The sequence below is a fragment of the Vibrio sp. LaRot3 genome, from assembly GCF_027587025.1.
Classification (GTDB): domain Bacteria; phylum Pseudomonadota; class Gammaproteobacteria; order Enterobacterales; family Vibrionaceae; genus Vibrio.
Genome location: NZ_JAPPTI010000002.1, coordinates 42,091 through 59,296, shown reverse-complemented (window position 1 = coordinate 59,296; position 17,206 = coordinate 42,091). Strand labels below are relative to the sequence as shown.

At 44.7% G+C, this 17,206-nt stretch carries 15 protein-coding genes; 4 read left to right on the top strand and 11 right to left on the bottom strand.

The window, feature by feature from the left end; genetic code table 11:
- Positions 1–150: 150 nt before the first annotated feature.
- From OH461_RS07005 to OH461_RS06995, 3 genes are all read left to right on the top strand, one after another.
- Entirely contained in the window at positions 151–1,044 is an 894-nt protein-coding gene (locus tag OH461_RS07005) for a cation diffusion facilitator family transporter (protein ID WP_270019923.1), read from the top strand.
- A 294-nt stretch (positions 1,045–1,338) separates the two neighbouring features.
- Positions 1,339–2,967: a response regulator gene (locus OH461_RS07000; RefSeq protein WP_270019922.1), complete on the top strand. Its 1,629-nt coding sequence runs from the start codon at positions 1,339–1,341 to the stop codon at positions 2,965–2,967.
- A 43-nt stretch (positions 2,968–3,010) separates the two neighbouring features.
- Positions 3,011–3,190 carry a hypothetical protein gene (locus tag OH461_RS06995; protein ID WP_270019921.1) on the top strand — a complete coding sequence of 60 codons (180 nt, stop codon included), beginning with the start codon at positions 3,011–3,013 and terminating at the stop codon, positions 3,188–3,190.
- A gap of 96 nt (positions 3,191–3,286) precedes the next feature.
- Here the strand turns inward: OH461_RS06995 and OH461_RS06990 are convergent, their stop codons facing one another.
- The 11 genes from OH461_RS06990 to OH461_RS06940 all read right to left on the bottom strand — a co-directional run bounded on the left by OH461_RS06990 (position 3,287) and on the right by OH461_RS06940 (position 15,952).
- Positions 3,287–4,576, bottom strand: a complete 1,290-nt coding sequence (locus OH461_RS06990; protein ID WP_270019920.1) for a glycosyltransferase — start codon at positions 4,574–4,576, stop codon at positions 3,287–3,289.
- Positions 4,577–4,665: 89 nt separating this feature from the next.
- Complete coding sequence (locus tag OH461_RS06985; RefSeq protein WP_270019919.1) at positions 4,666–5,439, bottom strand: family 16 glycosylhydrolase; 774 nt, start codon at positions 5,437–5,439, stop codon at positions 4,666–4,668.
- 103 nt (positions 5,440–5,542) lie between these two features.
- Positions 5,543–6,697, bottom strand: a complete 1,155-nt coding sequence (locus tag OH461_RS06980) for a hypothetical protein (RefSeq protein ID WP_270019918.1) — start codon at positions 6,695–6,697, stop codon at positions 5,543–5,545.
- The gene (locus tag OH461_RS06975; RefSeq protein ID WP_270019917.1) at positions 6,694–8,076 is read right to left on the bottom strand and encodes a DUF3131 domain-containing protein; all 1,383 of its coding nucleotides are present in this window, start codon (positions 8,074–8,076) and stop codon (positions 6,694–6,696) included. The genes OH461_RS06980 and OH461_RS06975 overlap by 4 nt, the downstream gene beginning before the upstream one ends.
- Before the next feature lie 10 nt (positions 8,077–8,086).
- On the bottom strand, positions 8,087–9,487 hold the full coding sequence (locus OH461_RS06970; RefSeq protein WP_270019916.1) for a DUF3131 domain-containing protein: 1,401 nt from the start codon (positions 9,485–9,487) through the stop codon (positions 8,087–8,089).
- Positions 9,488–9,554: 67 nt separating this feature from the next.
- Positions 9,555–10,874: a DUF3131 domain-containing protein gene (locus OH461_RS06965; protein ID WP_270019915.1), complete on the bottom strand. Its 1,320-nt coding sequence runs from the start codon at positions 10,872–10,874 to the stop codon at positions 9,555–9,557.
- Positions 10,864–12,723: a glycosyltransferase family 2 protein gene (locus OH461_RS06960; protein ID WP_270019914.1), complete on the bottom strand. Its 1,860-nt coding sequence runs from the start codon at positions 12,721–12,723 to the stop codon at positions 10,864–10,866. The genes OH461_RS06965 and OH461_RS06960 overlap by 11 nt, the downstream gene beginning before the upstream one ends.
- Positions 12,724–12,787: 64 nt before the next feature.
- Positions 12,788–13,267: an ATP-binding protein gene (locus OH461_RS06955; RefSeq protein WP_270019913.1), complete on the bottom strand. Its 480-nt coding sequence runs from the start codon at positions 13,265–13,267 to the stop codon at positions 12,788–12,790.
- A gap of 13 nt (positions 13,268–13,280) precedes the next feature.
- A complete protein-coding gene (locus OH461_RS06950; RefSeq protein ID WP_270019912.1) occupies positions 13,281–14,405 on the bottom strand; it encodes an NDP-sugar synthase in 1,125 nt (374 codons plus the stop codon).
- Between the two features lie 9 nt (positions 14,406–14,414).
- Complete coding sequence (locus OH461_RS06945; RefSeq protein ID WP_270019911.1) at positions 14,415–14,747, bottom strand: STAS domain-containing protein; 333 nt, start codon at positions 14,745–14,747, stop codon at positions 14,415–14,417.
- Positions 14,699–15,952 carry a SpoIIE family protein phosphatase gene (locus tag OH461_RS06940; protein WP_270019910.1) on the bottom strand — a complete coding sequence of 418 codons (1,254 nt, stop codon included), beginning with the start codon at positions 15,950–15,952 and terminating at the stop codon, positions 14,699–14,701. The genes OH461_RS06945 and OH461_RS06940 overlap by 49 nt, the downstream gene beginning before the upstream one ends.
- Before the next feature lie 221 nt (positions 15,953–16,173).
- Between OH461_RS06940 and OH461_RS06935 the strand changes: the two genes are divergently transcribed.
- Positions 16,174–17,169: a hypothetical protein gene (locus tag OH461_RS06935; protein ID WP_270019909.1), complete on the top strand. Its 996-nt coding sequence runs from the start codon at positions 16,174–16,176 to the stop codon at positions 17,167–17,169.
- The last annotated feature ends 37 nt before the right edge of the window (positions 17,170–17,206 follow it).

The following is a 17,206-nucleotide window of genomic DNA, read 5'->3' as shown; positions in this document are numbered from 1 at the left end:
TATTGACAGCAAAATTTACATGTAACTCATTGATTTAAAACAACACGCACTCATCTCATTGATTTTACACTCGCTACTCGCTCAGAAGTAGTTTGTATATTTGCCCAGATATTTGAAGAATATCAGTAAGATTTTAATTGAGAATTCATCATGTGTGCCCAAACAAGCCAAAATGAAAACCGTATCCTAACCTTCTCAGCCCTGCTCGCATCGGGCTTTGCTGTTGGTGGGCTTGTGCTTGGCTTATGGGTAGGTTCTCTTGTCATAGTATTTGACGGTGTTTATTCGCTAGTTAGCTTACTGTTAACATTATTGTCACTGGCAGCTTCGCGTTACATTAATCGCCCTTCGAAAGATCAGTTCCAATTTGGTAAAGCGGTGATTGAGCCAGTGGTGATTGCGATAAAAGGTGGTGTGATTCTTACCATCGTGGGTTATTCATTGTATTCCGCGGTGAGCTCAATGTTCACTGGCGGACGTGCGGTAGACCCATCAATTGCAACCTTATTCGGTGTCATCAACGTGATTGGCTGTGGTTATGGCTGGTGGTACATCGCCAATAAATCAAAGCAGTTCTCTTCAGGCTTAATTGAAGCAGAAGCAAAACAATGGCAAATGGATACGCTATTGAGTGTGGCGGTAACACTCGGCTTCGTCAGTGCATTTATCTTAACGCTAACCCCATTGGCTCATCTAAGCGTTTATGCCGACCCAATGATGATGATTTTGATGTCATTTTACTTTATCAAAGTGCCATTTGGCATGTTACGCCAAGCCGTAAAAGAGTTACTGATGATGAAACCTAGTGACGCCATTCATCAAGCGGTTAACCAGCAAGTAACCAATATCGACAAGCAAGTTTCGCAACATATGGAGCTCGCTGGCGTAGCCAAAGTTGGCCAAGAGTTAAGAGTGAATATCGACGTTCATTGTGAAAACAAACATGTGGAAGTTGCTGAGATTGAAAAAGCACGCAGACTGTTAAAGCAAAAGCTGTCGCCGCTGGATCTCAACTTACAGCTCACAATGAACATCACTGGTTAATACCTGTAGCCCAAAGCGTTTGCTTTGGGCTTTTTATTTGCAAGATGGTGATAACGCCAGTGAGAACAAAATTAGACAATTAATTCGCTAAGCAATAAAAGTCTATCAGAGCCCTATTTACTACTATTTAATGTAGCCAAACCTCGACTCTTTCAGCAGTTTTTCACTGCTAAATACCATCAATCCTGCAAGAAAACCTTGTATCTGCATCCCTTTAGCTTAATAATTTGCCCATTATGAAACTTGTAGACTAACATCATACTAACGGCTTAATTTTGTTGGCAGGAGGCTGACTTGAAAAAAGCGGATGTAAAATACATCAAGCAGATGAAAGTGCTGATTGTCGACGATTCAAGCACGACTCTACTATTGTTAAAGCAGCAGCTTGTCGCGTTAGGGCTTGAGCACAACCAAATCACAACGGTAGAGCGTTATCAGAGCGCGATCAAAGCCATTGAGTCCAGACATTTTGATGTTCTCATCCTAGATTATCATCTAGAGCAAAACCTAACTGGTTACGAACTGGCCATGTTGCTGTATCGAAACCGATTAATTGGCGATTCCACTGGGGTGTTAATGATCTCTGGTGATGCGAGTCAAGAGACAGTACTGACCGCACTGTCGGGCAAGGTGCGCCATTTTGTAACCAAGCCGCTCAGTAATAGTTCGTTAGCAGAAAAGCTATTGCTGATTCATCGTGAAAGTCAAAAGCTGGCGCAAATCAGTCAATACCTTAGCTCAACCCGAACGTTCGACCCCGCGACGCTATTTGAAATGATCAATCGTTCTGGCTTTAGCATCAGCCTTGAAGCGTACTTAATTGAGCATTTCATGCAGCAAAACCAGTGGGATTTGCTCGACGTTTATATCACGCTCTCTTCTACCTGTTGCCATGCCTCGAAAATGTGTGCGATTGCGCAGCTATTGCACCGAGATAACAACACCACTCAAGCTCTTGAGGAATTGCATAACTTCTTAACAGAGAATCCATTATCGATTCGAGTCATTGATACCATATCTCAACTTTACGCTGAATCAGAGCAGTATGAGAAAGCAGCGATATGGGCAGTGAAAGCGTTTGAACTCACGCCAAGTATTGGTGAGCGCGCATCTCATGCGAGTCAGTTGCTCGCGGTTGCCAACAAAAAAACACCTTTGTACAAAGTCGGGCTTAGCTATGCGCAACACATGTCGATGGCTGATGTTAATTGGTTAAAAACCGTGATTGCCCATTTCCAATCGCTAGAAAAAACCTACCTACTAACCGAGAGCACCACCGCCAAGACGGAGCTATTGCATCATGCGAATCAGTTTATTAACTCGGCAAGTCGACGTTTAACACCCAAAAGAATTCTGCATTTACAGTCGATACATTTGATCTTTCAATGCCATGTACTGGTTCATGAGAATAACGATGCGTTAGGCCATCGAAAATTACTGCAGAGCTTGGCGAATTATTATGATGAGCTGTTTGAGTGCCCAGTGATTGTATTACTTGAATTCTTGCCTGCATTAGACCTATTCGGTGAACGAGAAATCTCGCGCACTTTAGTCAGCGTATTAAAATCACGCGGGGCGAATCCAAATAATATTCAGTTGCCGAAACGCTTCTTCCAGAACGAAGAGTCAGCGTACAACGGTTTTGATTTCCATCAGAACAATAATGAACTCGTGCTGTATCAAGATTTACTTAAGCAGTACCCCCATTCTTCTGAAGCCAAGATTCAATATTTGCATGCTCAGAGCAATCGCTTTGACTGTCTTCACGATGAGCATCTCAACAAATTGCTATCAGAACTTAACAGTTTAGATTTACCACCGAACTGGAACAATTGGGTCGTAACGGGCAAGCAGCACGGCTACTCTGCCCCGCCACCCAATGCTTTTTCATTCGCCGCAACCAAGGATGGGAGTGAGCGATAACAAGTAAGTATTCGTACAACGTCATATTGGAAGGAGATCGCGTATGAGTGTACAAGAGCTAAAAGAAATCTATGAAACCGTAGATGAAATGAGCTTAGACGAAAAACAACAACTAATCGCCTACCTTGAGGAGAGCCGTCAACCGCGCTCCATTATTGATGTGGTCACACAAGAAGAGCTAGATTTAATCTATGCCGCTACCCTAGGAGACCCGCTCAAATGATCACTTCCCATTGTGATAACCAAAACATCATCGCCTGACGCAGTGGTCAGGCGATTTTTTAACGTGTAATCAATACACTTTCAGCAAGCATGCTGCTTAAGCTGGGGTTGCCGCTTGGGCACGCAATGTTTTCGCACTCACGATCCAATCACGTACCGATTGGGGAGACATCACTTTCGGATTACCCAAATCTTTATCATTAGCTAATGCAAGCTCTGGCGGTAATACATCGATAATGAGTTCAAGATCTTTATGAGATTTGACCTCTTTAACAAACACATCAGCCATTTCTTCACTGTAGTCCGCATGTCGCGCTTTCGCCGCTTTAACCAAGCCATCCAATAACACATACCAAGTCGTCATTGGCCCTTGAACGATAGAAGCAGATTCTGCCGCAGAATCAATGAATGCGAATGGCACGGTTGAGATAGGCTGATTCATTTCCATCGTGGCAAAGATCCAATCGGTATCAAAAGAGAAGTCATACACTGTCGGTTTTTGCAAAATTCTCTCTAGCACCGGTTTACTGTAGAGCTTAAACGCAGCTTGAGTGTCTTTGATTCCCTGTTCAAAGATTTGTGCACCGATCATGCGTTGCATGTGACGCAGAGTTTTAATTCCCACGCCCCAGCGCTCTTCCTGCTTAACCAAAATAGAGTCAGGGTGTTTACGGTTGCCCAACACCACTTGCTTTCCTTTCTCCACATATTCATCCAGCAATAAACCAATTTGCCCAAGGTGGACTGAGTTATCTGCATCGGTATAAACCACAGCGTCAGCGCCATTAGCGAGCGCGGTTTGGCAGCCTAGAATGATTGAACCACCTTTGCGCGAATCATCCACACTTGCAAGATTATTCAATGGCCCACTTTTCGCAGGAATGGCGTTGCTTAGCTGTAATACATGCACCTTTTCAGCCACATTTCTAGGCTGTTGATTAGCAATACGTTTTGCAATGTGAGCACTATCGTGTGGGCAACCATCATCGACGGCGTACAGTTGCCAATCAACCAAGGAGTCTTTTACCACCCATTCTAATTGACGAATCTTAGTTCTTAGCGAATCTTCGCCATTTAGATTGGCGGCCGTTTTAGGTTGGAGGCGATTATGTTCCCCCCACATCGCAAACACTACGCCAATATTGGTTGGCTTAGAAAGCCCCAACACTTGTTGACGAGAATGAACCAGCTTAAGTGCCAGTTGGAACTCTAACGGTGCGTTATGCTCTTGAGCGAGAGTAGAGAGCTGGTGTTGGCTAAGATCTTCCAACGCTAAAAGTTGGTCGGCTAAATCAAGCAAACGTTGTTGGTGAGAGTTGTCGGTTAGATCAAAATCGACACGCGAGTTTTTTAATAGCTGATACGCTATTGAGAGAGATGTATCCATACTTATGCCCTAGCTGACGTTGTTATTTCTAGTACCTTTACTTAAAAGGTAGTATGCATATAGTTGAATACAAGTTGTCGGTTTAAATTTTATTGGCAGCGAATATCCGGCGTATATTTAAAGTTTCTGTAGCGCGCTTTATGCGATTGTTTTTGGCTAATATCAAACAAGCCAGCCCAGTTGACTATCTCCGCATCAGTCGCCCATACGTTGGCCATAATCCGCAGATAAGAAGACTCTGCACTAGGAATTGGATCGTACTCATTATTCTTCACTTTCAATACGGATTGACCGTCCACAAACCATTCTAAACTCTCTTTAGACCAGTAAATGGCGTATTTATGGAAGGCTTGAGACGCATCGAAATCGAGGAAGATGAGGGTTTCATGGGTATTTTCATAGCCATCATCATCAGTCCAAAAGTTTAGCTGCACCATGTTGGTGTTAGAACCAAGAAACTCGATGTCTATTTCATTGTGCTTACCATTGCCATTTTCCGGCTTGTCGTAAGGACCCGCGAATAAGAAGAAAGAGGTAATTACGCCCGGGGCTCTGATCGGCTTCATTTCAATTTCATAACAGCCATAGGAATAGAAACCATGGCTTCGAAGCTCACCAGAATAGAAACTGTAATTACCATCTTCGTTTCGGCGTCGATCATTTTTGAGCGCAATAGTCATTCCACGCTTACTAAATGTTATTGCTTCACCCTCCCAGCGGGAAACAAACGGAAAACCGTTCTCCCACCCATCAGCTACCCACCATTTCTGTGAGTCTAAGCTAGTGAGATCATCCTCAAATGCTTGAGTTAACGGGGCTATTGTCATCATTAGGCTTAAAAATAAAACACGGAAAATTTTCATAAGGGTTATATGCATTTTGTTTATTCACTAATAAGCGTAATGCATATTGTGAAGTTTGCACGCCACTAAACCGACTGAGTCAAAAAATCATCTATTGTCGTTGTCATTCCTCTACCACTGGTGCAAAACTGCGCCTTTGAGAAGCTTTTACACCACTGGTGCTTTGTGAATCTAAATTAGAGCGTGAAATCTGTTGCTCTGAGGTATTTTCAGCTGGTACGGCTTCTGCTGGCGACCTTTGATTGATAGGCAGTGAATCATGATCGTGCTCGACGATGTTGCCGCCCAAGTCGATTGGCGTGACCACCGTGATGCCCTTTTCGTCTGTTTGCTGTTTTACTGGCGATTCAGTTTGAGATGGCCCAATAATCAAACCCGAGCTTACTTCTGGCGCTTTTGAAGTCGGTTGCTTCGAAGTCACAGGAACTGAAGTCGCAGAGCCACTAGAACTTTGCTTTACAGGTTGGGGGTTAACCGGTGTCGAACGCTCTGTTTCAATTAGGGGTGTTTTAGTTTGCGGTGCGCTATTACTCTGCGTTTTTTGAGGCGCTGAAGTTTTGAGCTGAGCATCCCCAGCACTCTGTTCCGTTTTCGCTGCTTGGGGTTTGGGTGCGATAGTTAATGAAGGGTCGAAGGTTTGCTTAGCTTTAAAGCCGGCATCTAGCTGGAGCTGTTTTTTCGGTGAGAACTGTTTGAGCTGCGTACCGGATGATTGTGGCTCACTGGTTTGATTGTTCGCAGATTGAATCACTGTGGTCGCCAACTCCGATGAGGGCGCTTTATAACCGAAGTAATTGAGCTTATCTTGCCACACTTCAACAAGTGTAAAGAGCTGTAACCAATGATTATTAAGTATCGCTCCTGCACCGCCCGTTGAGACGTTACTTTGCAAACGTGTATTGGCTTGTTCAAACTCTTGGTGCAGATCAGTTTGCACACTTTCCCAGTTAGACCCTGACATCAAAAAATAGCGCACACTATTTGCCCAGTACTCATAGGCGATCGGGTCTTGATCCTTTTCTGCTGCAATCGCCGCAAGCCCTTCTGCTAGGCCCGCAGCTTGCCACATGGTTTTGACACCAAGCTGCTTTTCTAACGTTAACATTATGGTGCTTTGCAAGTGAAAGCTCGCCGCAGCTTGCGCATAACGCCCTTGGCCAAGCAGTAATGTCGGAGTGGTTAACGCATCCACTACAGGTTTCTCGATCGCCATTAAAGTCGACGATACAAACCAAAGTATCCATATCCATCGCTTCATCGGAATGTCTCCACTAGGCATCGCCCAGGATGATCAAATCGAGAATTGAATTTCACATCTCGGTACTCTTTCGTTTCACCATGTTTATACAGCTTGCCCATCTGTTTATACAATAGGGCTTCTAGCACCCCTGCATTGGTTTTAAGGCTTAAGCCTTTCTCATAGGCACTGGTCATTTCAAAACGACCTTCATACCAGCCGCGTTGCGGGTCATAGAGTTCTTTAACCAGCACCATTAGGCGGTCTGTGTAATCGGTATCCCACAGCGCCCACATTTGAAACGCCACACGAGTAGATACCAAGGCTAAATGATCATGAGATGCCCCATCATCAGCTAACGTAATCCATGGTGTACCTAGCGCGTATATGGCGTCATACACAAAGTATGGTTCACCTGAGACGGTATGCTCACCGCGGGCGGTATATATTCGTTCATTATCCCAACGTTTTTGTTGCACTAAATAAACCGCATCAGCCATTGCAGATAAGGTATTGTTGGTATGAGTAGCATCACTTGAAGAAACATCCCCAACTTTGTCCCAGTTGAACTCCAGCCCCATCCACAGATAAGGCGTGCTGTATACTGGGCGTAATACATTGAAAATTCGAGGGTCTCTTCCATCGAAAATCAGATCAACATCGTAAATCGTTGCCACGTCATAGGGCTCAATGTTCATCGCCTTTTCTGGCACAATTTGCCAATCAAGGTAGCCGTAAGAGGTATATTCCTCAACGCCTAAACGTCCTTCTTTGTAGCGCGTCACTTGCCCCTCGTGTACTGCGCCGCCATACAGTTCACCATCTGCACTGATCAACTCACAAAAATTCCAACGAAGTACCGCTTTATCAACGTATTCGGTAAACTCAGGGGAATGCCTTTTTACGATGGCAAGAGCGATAAGCAAACGGCCTACATCGAGTGATGACCAGCCAATATCTTGATATTCATTACCATAGTTGACCATTTCACCGGTTTGAGTTCCGTACACTTTGTTCGGTACTTGTCCTTGGCTTAATGGCATTTTGTTCAAGAATGTCAGCACCATAGTTAAGCGCTCGTCATATTCTTTGTTGCTAATAAATTCGAACTCTTTGGCCGCCAAAAGCGAGATGAGGTAATCACCAATACCGGACATATTGGTGGTAGGAAAACTATCCAAGTTATTCACTAACCCAGTCGATAACTGAGTATTATTTTTAACGTACTTCCACGCAGTTTGAGCCCACGCAAGTTCTTCTTCCGTTAACGGGCCATGCCTACCTTGCCGCAGCATTTGGGAATGATTGATGGCTGTAATGCCATCATTCACACCTTGATAGACCACCCCACAAGACGAAAGAAGTATTGCTAACGCTAATACAACCCAACTCTTTAGCATCTAGCGCCCTTTACTCTACAGGTTCAATTTTCTTACGCGGTAAACATTGCCCCTCATAACCAAATGGTGACTCTAGTGCCTTTTCCCATAAGCTCGGCGCAACATCATCCTTGTAAGTCAACAATTTACCTTGTTGTTTATACAGAAGAATTTCTAGCGTGATGCCGTTGTTGTTCGAGGTAAAGGTGTTAATTAAACCAGTACCGTTTTCAAATATCCCTTCGTAGAAGCCCTTTTCTCTGTCATAAGCTGTAGAAACATGATCGAACACCAAATCGGTATATGGCGTATCCCACAGAACCCAAATACCCATTGCACCTTTAATTGCAACTGCAGCGAATTGAGGAAGGAAGTCCCCCACTTCTGAAATGGTGTTCCACGCAAAACCATCGGTGTAAATGGTGTCGTAGACGAAGTAAGGTGCGCCTGCTAACTGGTGCTCGGTACGCGCAGTGATGATACCGGTTTGACGATAACGCTCTTCTTGGACACGGTAGATTTGCAAAGCAAACTCTGCCATCCATTCATGGGAGTATGAGCTATCGTGTGGTGAGCGATCAGAAACTAAATCCCACCCCAATTCGATACCATCTAGAACGTAGCTTTCCGTTACAACGTAACTGTGCGCTTTAAGTTTACGTGGGTCTCGAGTGTCATACGGCACGTCATAACCGAACAAGTTGATCGTGGCATATGGCTCAGGCATGGCCGCTTGAGTGGTATCAAAGCCCCAAAGTTCAAACCCTTTCGCAGCGTATTCTTCGTAGCCTAAGCGCCCTTCTTGTAGGTACTGAACCTCTTTACCAGGCTCAAGCAGTGCGCCAAACATGGTGCCGTTTTCGTCGACCACGTTACAGAAGTTCCAACGCAGTACCGCCGAATCGATACTGGTGGCAAATTCAGGATAACGATGCTTAAGAATATGTAGCCAAATCAGCAATCGCCCTAAGTCCAACGCTGAATAGCCGATTTCACCCGGTTGGTTACCGTAGTCCACCTTCGCCGCAGTTTGAGTGTTATATGCTTTATTGGGCAACTCACCCATAAACAAATCGAGCTTATTGAGTGTGGTGAGAATCTTAGTCAAACGAGAGTCGAACTCCTCTTTTTCAATGATCCCTAGCTCGTACGCACTTGTCATGCCCGCCATATAAGAAGCCGCATCCCACCAAGTGACCGATGGATAGTTATTTACCGCATTCACTAAGCCGGTGTTCTCTTGGTAGTTATTTTCAAAATACTTCCAAGCGATCCGAGCCATGTCCATCTCTTTTTCAGTTAGCTCGCCACTTCTAGGTTGAGGTATATCCCAATGCGTTTTACGGTCAACAATATCCTCTGAAAACTGATTATATTTATTACCACATCCAACCATGGCCAGAGCGATCAAACATAAACTAATCCTGCGCATACACCTTCCTCTGCGTTATTATTTTTATTCCTTAACCATTACTTTCGTCTTATTTTTGGCATCATGGTTATTGCTCACCGATGGTGAGTAGAGGTCCATTCTCTATATAAGCCAATGATTCCAAGACGATGCCATTAGTGTTGGCAGTGATGGCTTTGTTGGTGCGGCCATCCAGTTCATAGCGGCCTGAATACCAACCTTTTTTACTGGAGTAGAGTTCACCCGCTTCTTCCATTAGCAAATCGGTATAATCTGATTCATATAGGGCATACCAACCGAAAGCGGCTTTGGTTGATAAGGTTTTTAGGTGAGATTGGTCTTTACCATCATCAGAAATCGCATTCCATTTTTTACCGTCTGAGAAAACCGTGTTGTAAACAAAGTACGGCGCTTCATCGACGTTATCCTCACTAACCGCCGTCACAATGCCTGTCTCGTCATAACGACGCTCTTGCGCTAGATACACTCGGTGAGCAAAAATTTTCGATACGGAATCGGCCCCAAACTCTATGCTGTCCAAAATGTAGGACTCACTCACCACATAGTTATGGGCGTGGAACTCAGCAGGGTCGCGTTTATCAGTTGGAATGTCGATGCCATAGACGTCAATCAACTCTAAGAAATCAATGTATTTCATTGAGTTGAATACGTCCCGTCCCATTAGGGCTAGGGATTTAGAAGCGTACTCTTCATAACCGATACGGCCTTCTTGTACTCGCTCCATGCTGCCATCTTTCGAACTTGGGCGCGCACCAAACATATAGCCATCCACCAGCATTTCATTGATATTCCAGTGGTTGAGAACATCATTCACTTGCTTATTAAACTCAGGGTATTGCCAGATCAAAATGTTCATTGGTACCAGAATTCGACCGATATCAATCGCCGACCAACCGATGCCGTTCTCCATCGGATTATTCGCATAATCCACCATTTCCAATGTCTGAGTGTTATATGCTTTATTAGGCAAGTGGTCATCTACCAAAGGTAAGCGCGCTAATGTGGTTAATGCTTTTTCCATTCGCATCTTGAATACGCTAGTGCTAACCACATTCAGTTTTTCTGCTGCAATTAGACCCATCAGGTAAGAGGCGGTATCCCACATAGTGGTAGACGGATAACCATCTACGGAATTCACTAACCCCGTATTCTCTTGATAGTTATTTTCAAAGTATTGCCAAGCAATGTTAGCCCACTCAAATTCCTGCGTGGTTAATACACGATTATCTTTAAATGGGATCTCTTCTTCTTGTTCAAAGGTAATGTTACCCAGCACATGGCCTTGCTGACGATTTTCAATACTAAACGCAATGGCCAGTGCCGTGGCCAAACCGAGAATAAATACGATGTGATGTCGAGCAGTTAATAATCCCTGTTTAAACGCCATACTTTAGCTCCTCAGAATTTGTCGCAGATTCTTGGTCTTCATCCGATGAAGGGGGTGTCCAGAATGCGGCGGCCATCATGCCCCACATCGCCATCATGTTGTTAATAATCCAGAATGTGTTAAGCACTAGACCACCGAAAGAATAATTGCCCCACATACCAGTTGAGTGCCCTACCCATGCAAACGCTAGCGAGAACAAGCTCAATAAGAATACCGCTGTTTGTGGTAGCACCAATTTGAAGAAATTACCGGTTTGTCGCTCTTTCGGTGTGGTCGGGAAACTGATTTTTCGCCCGCGTAGAACCGTCCATAACGCTCGCATGTTAACTGGGAAGAAAGACAAGAAGTTGGTTTTACCCTTGTAGCCAGCAACACCCCAAGTTCCGACCATCATTGCCAGCTCGGCAGTCAGTACATAAGGTAAGAAATGCATGTAGAAGGTCACATCATAAGCACTGACTGGTGCTATCGATGTTAAGAAGTAAACAATCGGACAAGCTAAGAAAATGATGTTCCAAATCGCCGATAAGTTAGACCAAAAACTCGCGCCATACATAAGCTTTTGTTTGAACTTAAGCCCTTTACGGAACACTGGATTATCGTTCATAAAGATGTCGATAGAGCCACCGGAATATTTGAAGCGCTGCACCGTCCACGTTTGTAAGTCTTGTGGAGAGAGCATTTTACTTTCCACTTGTGGGTGCATCACTGAACGCCAATTCCGCTCACTGTCTGAGTGCAGGACAATCGAGGTGTATAAATCTTCCGATACGTGGAATTTGTATGGAGTAAACTCGGTATCGAACAGAATTTCATTCCGTAGATTATCTGAAATGTCTTTATCGACCTGTTTCTCTTTGGTCAATCGACGGATCTGTTTTTCCACTTCGTCTTGTTCTTTGGTGATTTGCTCCGCGTAAGCACGTAGCGCCGCTTCCATTACCGCTTCGCGGCGGTGAATCGAGCCCGCACCACAACAGAAAGAAGCGTTGACCCAATTACGGCGTCGCTGAATCACGTCATAAAACATCTGTGGGTCGTTGACGAATGGATCCTCACCTAAGGTGACTGGTCCATACACTTTTTCTATCCCAGTACCGATGAATGACGACCATTTACCCAGCTTACGCGCCAAGAATTTCGGCAAGCGTTCGCCTTCTGGCAAGTCAAAGAACCATTGTGGAGTTTGTACCCATGCAACATTCGGGTCTCGGAAGTAACCTAAAGTATTTTCTAAAATGGAAGGGAAAGGTCTGGTGTCGGCGTCACAAATAACCACGAAATCGCCATAGGTTTGCTCCATCGCATTACGTAAGTTACCCGCTTTAAAACCAATGTTTCCGTCACGAGTGATGTAGCCGACATTCATCTCTTCAGCCATTGCCTTCATTTCGGGGCGGTTACCATCATCGAGAATGTAGATATTGATGTCGATGGGATGCGGATAGCGAATCTTTTGCGCGTCTTCAATACTCAAACGCACAAGATCGGTTTCTTCATCATAACTTGGGAAGAACACGTCTACGCTAATAGGACGATTGTCGTCCGTCTCGTGGACACATTCGGCAATCTTGAATGGCGGTTTACGCTTAGGTTCATCTTCTGTTTTCCATAAGTTGTAGGTAAACAGTATTGAGCCAATAAAAGCACAAGATTCTGCGAAAGCCAAAGGTAATGAAAACCATAGAGCGTCATAATTGAGAGCGAAACTCCAACGCCACCACAAATACCACATGCCAAGAGTCAAGTTACACGTTGCCAAGTACTGATACAGTAATTCACGCGGGATACTGTGGGGTACTGGCTCTGGCGGAACACGATGTTCAAAATTCTTAAAATAATGATCCATCCCTGCTCTCCCTTTTATTATTGTTGCTAGCCAAAACTTCGTTCCTATGAAGATTTACTCACGCTTATGCCGAAGCGTGTTCACAATCGAGCTTTTTCACCATAAGAAAGGTATTCTTTGAGTTCTCAGAAAACAGCTGCACGCGATCCATCAAACTTGACACGATAATGAAACCGCGCCCGGATGTAGTCCAAGTGCTTTCATCACAAGGATCTGGTTCAATAAATGCGCTGTCTAACTTGCTGTCTAACTCCTGTTGAGACATCACGCTGCCATTATCAGAAATGAAGAGTTTCAAAAGCGTATCGTGATCGCCCTTTTCTATCGCGCATTCCACTTCAACGGGTAAGCCCTCTTCACCAGAATAAGCATGCAAATAGGCATTATTCACCATCTCAACCACACACAGCTCTAGTTGGGATGCGAGTTCATCCGACACACCTATTGCTTGCCAATAGTTCATCAGGTCTTCAGATGCAATGCGCGAGGCATCTAACGAGCTGGGATAGATTTTGAAAAAACTGCCTAATTTGCCTGCTTTCATATTATTGGTCTCACTAAGACATGGAGGTCAGCTCATCAGTCACCCGATCTCTAGGGGTGGCGCGCAAGTGTTTCCAATTGAGGTCATTACATGGTTTGCCATCATGCCCAATGCAATAGTTGTTAAAGATGGTCTGCTGATACACCGCCGTATTTTCTGCCACATGGATGTTGTCAAAAATCAGTGATTCTTGAATCTTACTGCCCGCATCGAGCTTACAGTTAGCGCCAATGAGCGCTGGCCCAATGATGGTCGCGCCATCATCAATTTTACAGCCGCTACCAATCACTGCCGGCGGTACGATGTTGCACTTAGTAAGGTCAACCACGCTGTTAATACCTAACCAAACACCCGCTTTGACTTGCGTCCCCGGAATGCGATAACCGGGCACTTTGCCATCCAGAATATCGCGAGTTACCCCCCAGATATCACTGATGTTGCCCACATCTAACCACTGGAAGTTCATATCGATGGCATAAAACGGCACGTGCATTTCGACTAATTTAGGGAAAAGTTCACTACCAATATCAAACTCTTGATCTTTCGGGATGTAATCGAAAATCGCAGGCTCGAAGATGTAAATACCCGTGTTGATTTGGGTTGAAAGCGCTTCTTCTTTACTTGGCTTCTCTTGGAAGCTCGTCACTTGGCCGCGCTGATCCGCCACTACCACACCGTATTTCTCCACTTCATCGGCGATGACATTTTTAGTTACTATGGTAGCGATACCGCCTTTCTGTTTGTGTTGGCGTACCGCAGAGGTCAAATCAAGATCGATCCATGCATCACCACAGACAACAACAAAGGTTTCATCGAAGAATCCAGAAAACTCTTGAATCTTTTTCATTCCCCCAGCCGAGCCTAGCGCTTTGCTCACATACTCGCCGTTAACCAATTCACCTTCATAAGAGTAAGAAAGCTGAACGCCAAAATGGTGGCCGTCACCAAAGTAGCCCTCGATAACTTCTGCAAGATGGCTAGTGTTAATCACGATTTTACTTATGTTGTTTTGCGCGAATAACTCAATCATGGATTCCATTACGGGCTTACCCAAAATAGGAATCATTGGTTTTGGAATCGATTGGGTAATCGGACGGACACGCGTCCCCTTCCCGGCAGCTAAAATCATTCCTTTCATGGTCTTTCCTTAGACGGCTGTTGCTAATGCCGCATCAACACTGTCATAAGTTTTAATTAGGCGATCCATTCGCGTAAGCTTAAACAGATCCAGAACAGGCTTTTGCGCATTGGCGACACTAATTTGCTTATCGCGTAACAACTTATAAACGCCCATCACAGCGCCAAGACCACTGCTATCCATAAATTTCACTGACTGAATATCTAGAACGAGGTGGCCTGCAATACTTCCTTTTATCTCTTCAATTTGGTTTCGAAAGTCTGGAGCGAGCTTGGCATCAAACCTATCTTCATTTATTTGTAGAACTGTGCTGTTGCCTTTTGCACTAATCTCATATCGCATTGGTTATCTCCTTCAATAAAGCCTTTCCATTCTGCCACTAGCACGCTCACGTCATCATCGAAGCACTCTGACTGTCGCCAGTCTTGTACTGATTTAACGACCATTTCGGTTTGCTGCTGAGTGGAGTAGTGATTGAGTGTTTCTATGGTGTTGCGCAGTCCATCTTCAGAAAACTGATCGGCACCATTGTCGGCTTCAGTAATCCCATCAGAGTAAAACCACACTTTATCGCCCGGTTCGAGCTGAATAATCGAGGATTGGTAGTCGATGCCATCGAACGCACCCACCACAAAATTATCATGGCCAATCAATTCAGCTTGGCCGAGAGCGCCGTGGCACCACACCAAAGGTGGATGGCCAGCGCAGCAATAAGACATCAAGCCAGTTTGAGTGTTCAACACCGCATAGATCATGGTGAAATACAGCACACTGTTGTCGCCACTCATGTAGATATTATTGAGCTTTTCGACCACTTCCTCTGGTGGGCATATTTCACTGCCATTTATCCCCTCTTTCATCACGATCGAGGCACTACCCGAGAGAACCGACAAGCTTTGTTGCACAGAGAAAGACATCAGAGCGGAAGAAACGCCGTGCCCGGCTACATCGAAGAGGTAAAACGCAATATGGTTGGGATCAAGCTGCATGTAGCCAAGCATGTCACCACCTATTTGCGCACTGGGAATAGATACATAGCTAAGCTCAACACAAGGGAACTGTTTCGCTTTCGGTAATATCTGTTTGATGAGGTCGCCTGCTGAATCGAGATCTCGCTTAATGGTCTCGTAGGCTTGGTCAAGCTGTTGGTTTTTATTCAGAAGTTCATTATGCAGTGCTAGGCTTCGAAAGCCCGCACGAATCCGTGCTTCAAGTTCTTCAACCGCAGTTTTTTTATCAACGAAATCATCGGCACCGGCATCAATACCGTTGACGATGGATTCTTGATCATTTTTGGAGGAAAGCAGAACAAAGAAAATATAACGACCATAGTTAGAGTTTTTCAGCACTCTACATAGCTCTATGCCGTCCATACCAGGCATCATCCAATCTGATAATACAAATTGGATACTATCCTGCTCTTGCAGCACTTTTAGTGCTTCTTCACCACACATTGCTGTGTGCACTTTATAGCCGCGTTTCTTTAACACCGAACTCATAAAAATGAGGATGGTTCGGCTGTCGTCGACCAACAGAATTTCGTTCATCCTAGCCACATCTCAACTGTATTACTGACGTTTTTCTACTTTCCCATTACAGGACAATAACTTGATGCAATTCATAATTTAGTTGTTTAGCAAGCAAGCTCTATAACTTTAGGTTAGACTCGATCAGTGGCATTGCAAATATTTTCATATATTTTTCTATGTCTTATGTTCAAAGTGGTATTTGAAGCAACACGGATGGCAAGATATTGGAATATCGATTTTTGAGTGTGAATAGTTTGGCTCTTTGCATCACTGCTCTCGTCTGTAGCGGAGCAAGTGCAGACGAGTTTCACGCTCATTCCAGTCAATATGCGCAAAAAGGCCAAAACCAAAGCCTCTCAACTTATGGAGAGCCTAAAGCCAAACCCGCAGAAGTCGATTTAGCCCGACAAGAGTTAGATGAGATATGGAAAGGGGTAAACAGCTCTTTCGCCTTCCCGTTTGAAGAGTGGGAAAACAAAACTTTTCTAGACGGGTTAAGCGGTAATATTGGTTACCATCATCCACTAGCCAAAACAGAATCTGCCAATTTACCCGCAGGCACGACGAGCGGGCCAACCAATACCAACGCCACTGCCACCCTATCTATGAAGTACAGCATTGCTGGTAGTTGGTTTGTTTCGGGAACGGTCTATTACTACATCGATAAAGATCAGCAGCAAGCGTGGAACCCCGATTTTACTTATGTCTTTGGTTATAGTGATTGGAGGCCCTACACGCTCAGTTTGGTCTATGCAAACTACGGTGGTAACCGTTTTAACCCCGAATCGGATCAGCGCATGACCGAGTTTAATCAGGGAACATGGTCTTTGGGGTGGAAGTTCCCCATCACCCCTCCGGTTAAAGATTGGTTTACGTTAACGAAAGAAGGCTCAATTGGTTGTCAGGTTGATTTCAACCATACACCTGAGTATTTCGACCTTGCCTCTATTTCCTATAAAAGGAATCACCAAACCCTCAGCTTGGGCTGTAAATACGCCATTTTTGGCAATTGGTACGTCAATGGCACTGCGTTTTACTATTTTGACAAAGAGCAACAACAACCCTGGAACCCTGATTATACCTACGGTTTCGGCTATTTTGACTGGCGACCGGGTAGCATCACTTTGCAATATAACAATTATTCTGGGAATCGCTGGCACTCTTCAGAACGCGGAGAGAACACCGGACGCTTCAAAGATGGTGCGATTACCCTCGCCTTTAGCTTCGCCTTTTAAGCGTTGAAATCACTGATAAATTAAACTTTCGTGGCAA

Bases quoted from the DNA above. Each gene is read 5' to 3' on its own strand.
- OH461_RS06940 (WP_270019910.1), bottom strand. From the start codon at position 15,952: ATGAACGAAATTCTGTTGGTCGACGACAGCCGAACCATCCTCATTTTT.
- OH461_RS06995 (WP_270019921.1), top strand. From the start codon at position 3,011: ATGAGTGTACAAGAGCTAAAAGAAATCTATGAAACCGTAGATGAAATG.
- OH461_RS06950 (WP_270019912.1), bottom strand. From the start codon at position 14,405: ATGAAAGGAATGATTTTAGCTGCCGGGAAGGGGACGCGTGTCCGTCCG.
- OH461_RS06965 (WP_270019915.1), bottom strand. From the start codon at position 10,874: ATGGCGTTTAAACAGGGATTATTAACTGCTCGACATCACATCGTATTT.
- OH461_RS06985 (WP_270019919.1), bottom strand. From the start codon at position 5,439: ATGAAAATTTTCCGTGTTTTATTTTTAAGCCTAATGATGACAATAGCC.
- OH461_RS06970 (WP_270019916.1), bottom strand. From the start codon at position 9,487: ATGCGCAGGATTAGTTTATGTTTGATCGCTCTGGCCATGGTTGGATGT.
- OH461_RS06980 (WP_270019918.1), bottom strand. From the start codon at position 6,697: ATGAAGCGATGGATATGGATACTTTGGTTTGTATCGTCGACTTTAATG.
- OH461_RS06945 (WP_270019911.1), bottom strand. From the start codon at position 14,747: ATGCGATATGAGATTAGTGCAAAAGGCAACAGCACAGTTCTACAAATA.
- OH461_RS07005 (WP_270019923.1), top strand. From the start codon at position 151: ATGTGTGCCCAAACAAGCCAAAATGAAAACCGTATCCTAACCTTCTCA.
- OH461_RS06960 (WP_270019914.1), bottom strand. From the start codon at position 12,723: ATGGATCATTATTTTAAGAATTTTGAACATCGTGTTCCGCCAGAGCCA.
- OH461_RS06990 (WP_270019920.1), bottom strand. From the start codon at position 4,576: ATGGATACATCTCTCTCAATAGCGTATCAGCTATTAAAAAACTCGCGT.
- OH461_RS06975 (WP_270019917.1), bottom strand. From the start codon at position 8,076: ATGCTAAAGAGTTGGGTTGTATTAGCGTTAGCAATACTTCTTTCGTCT.
- OH461_RS06955 (WP_270019913.1), bottom strand. From the start codon at position 13,267: ATGAAAGCAGGCAAATTAGGCAGTTTTTTCAAAATCTATCCCAGCTCG.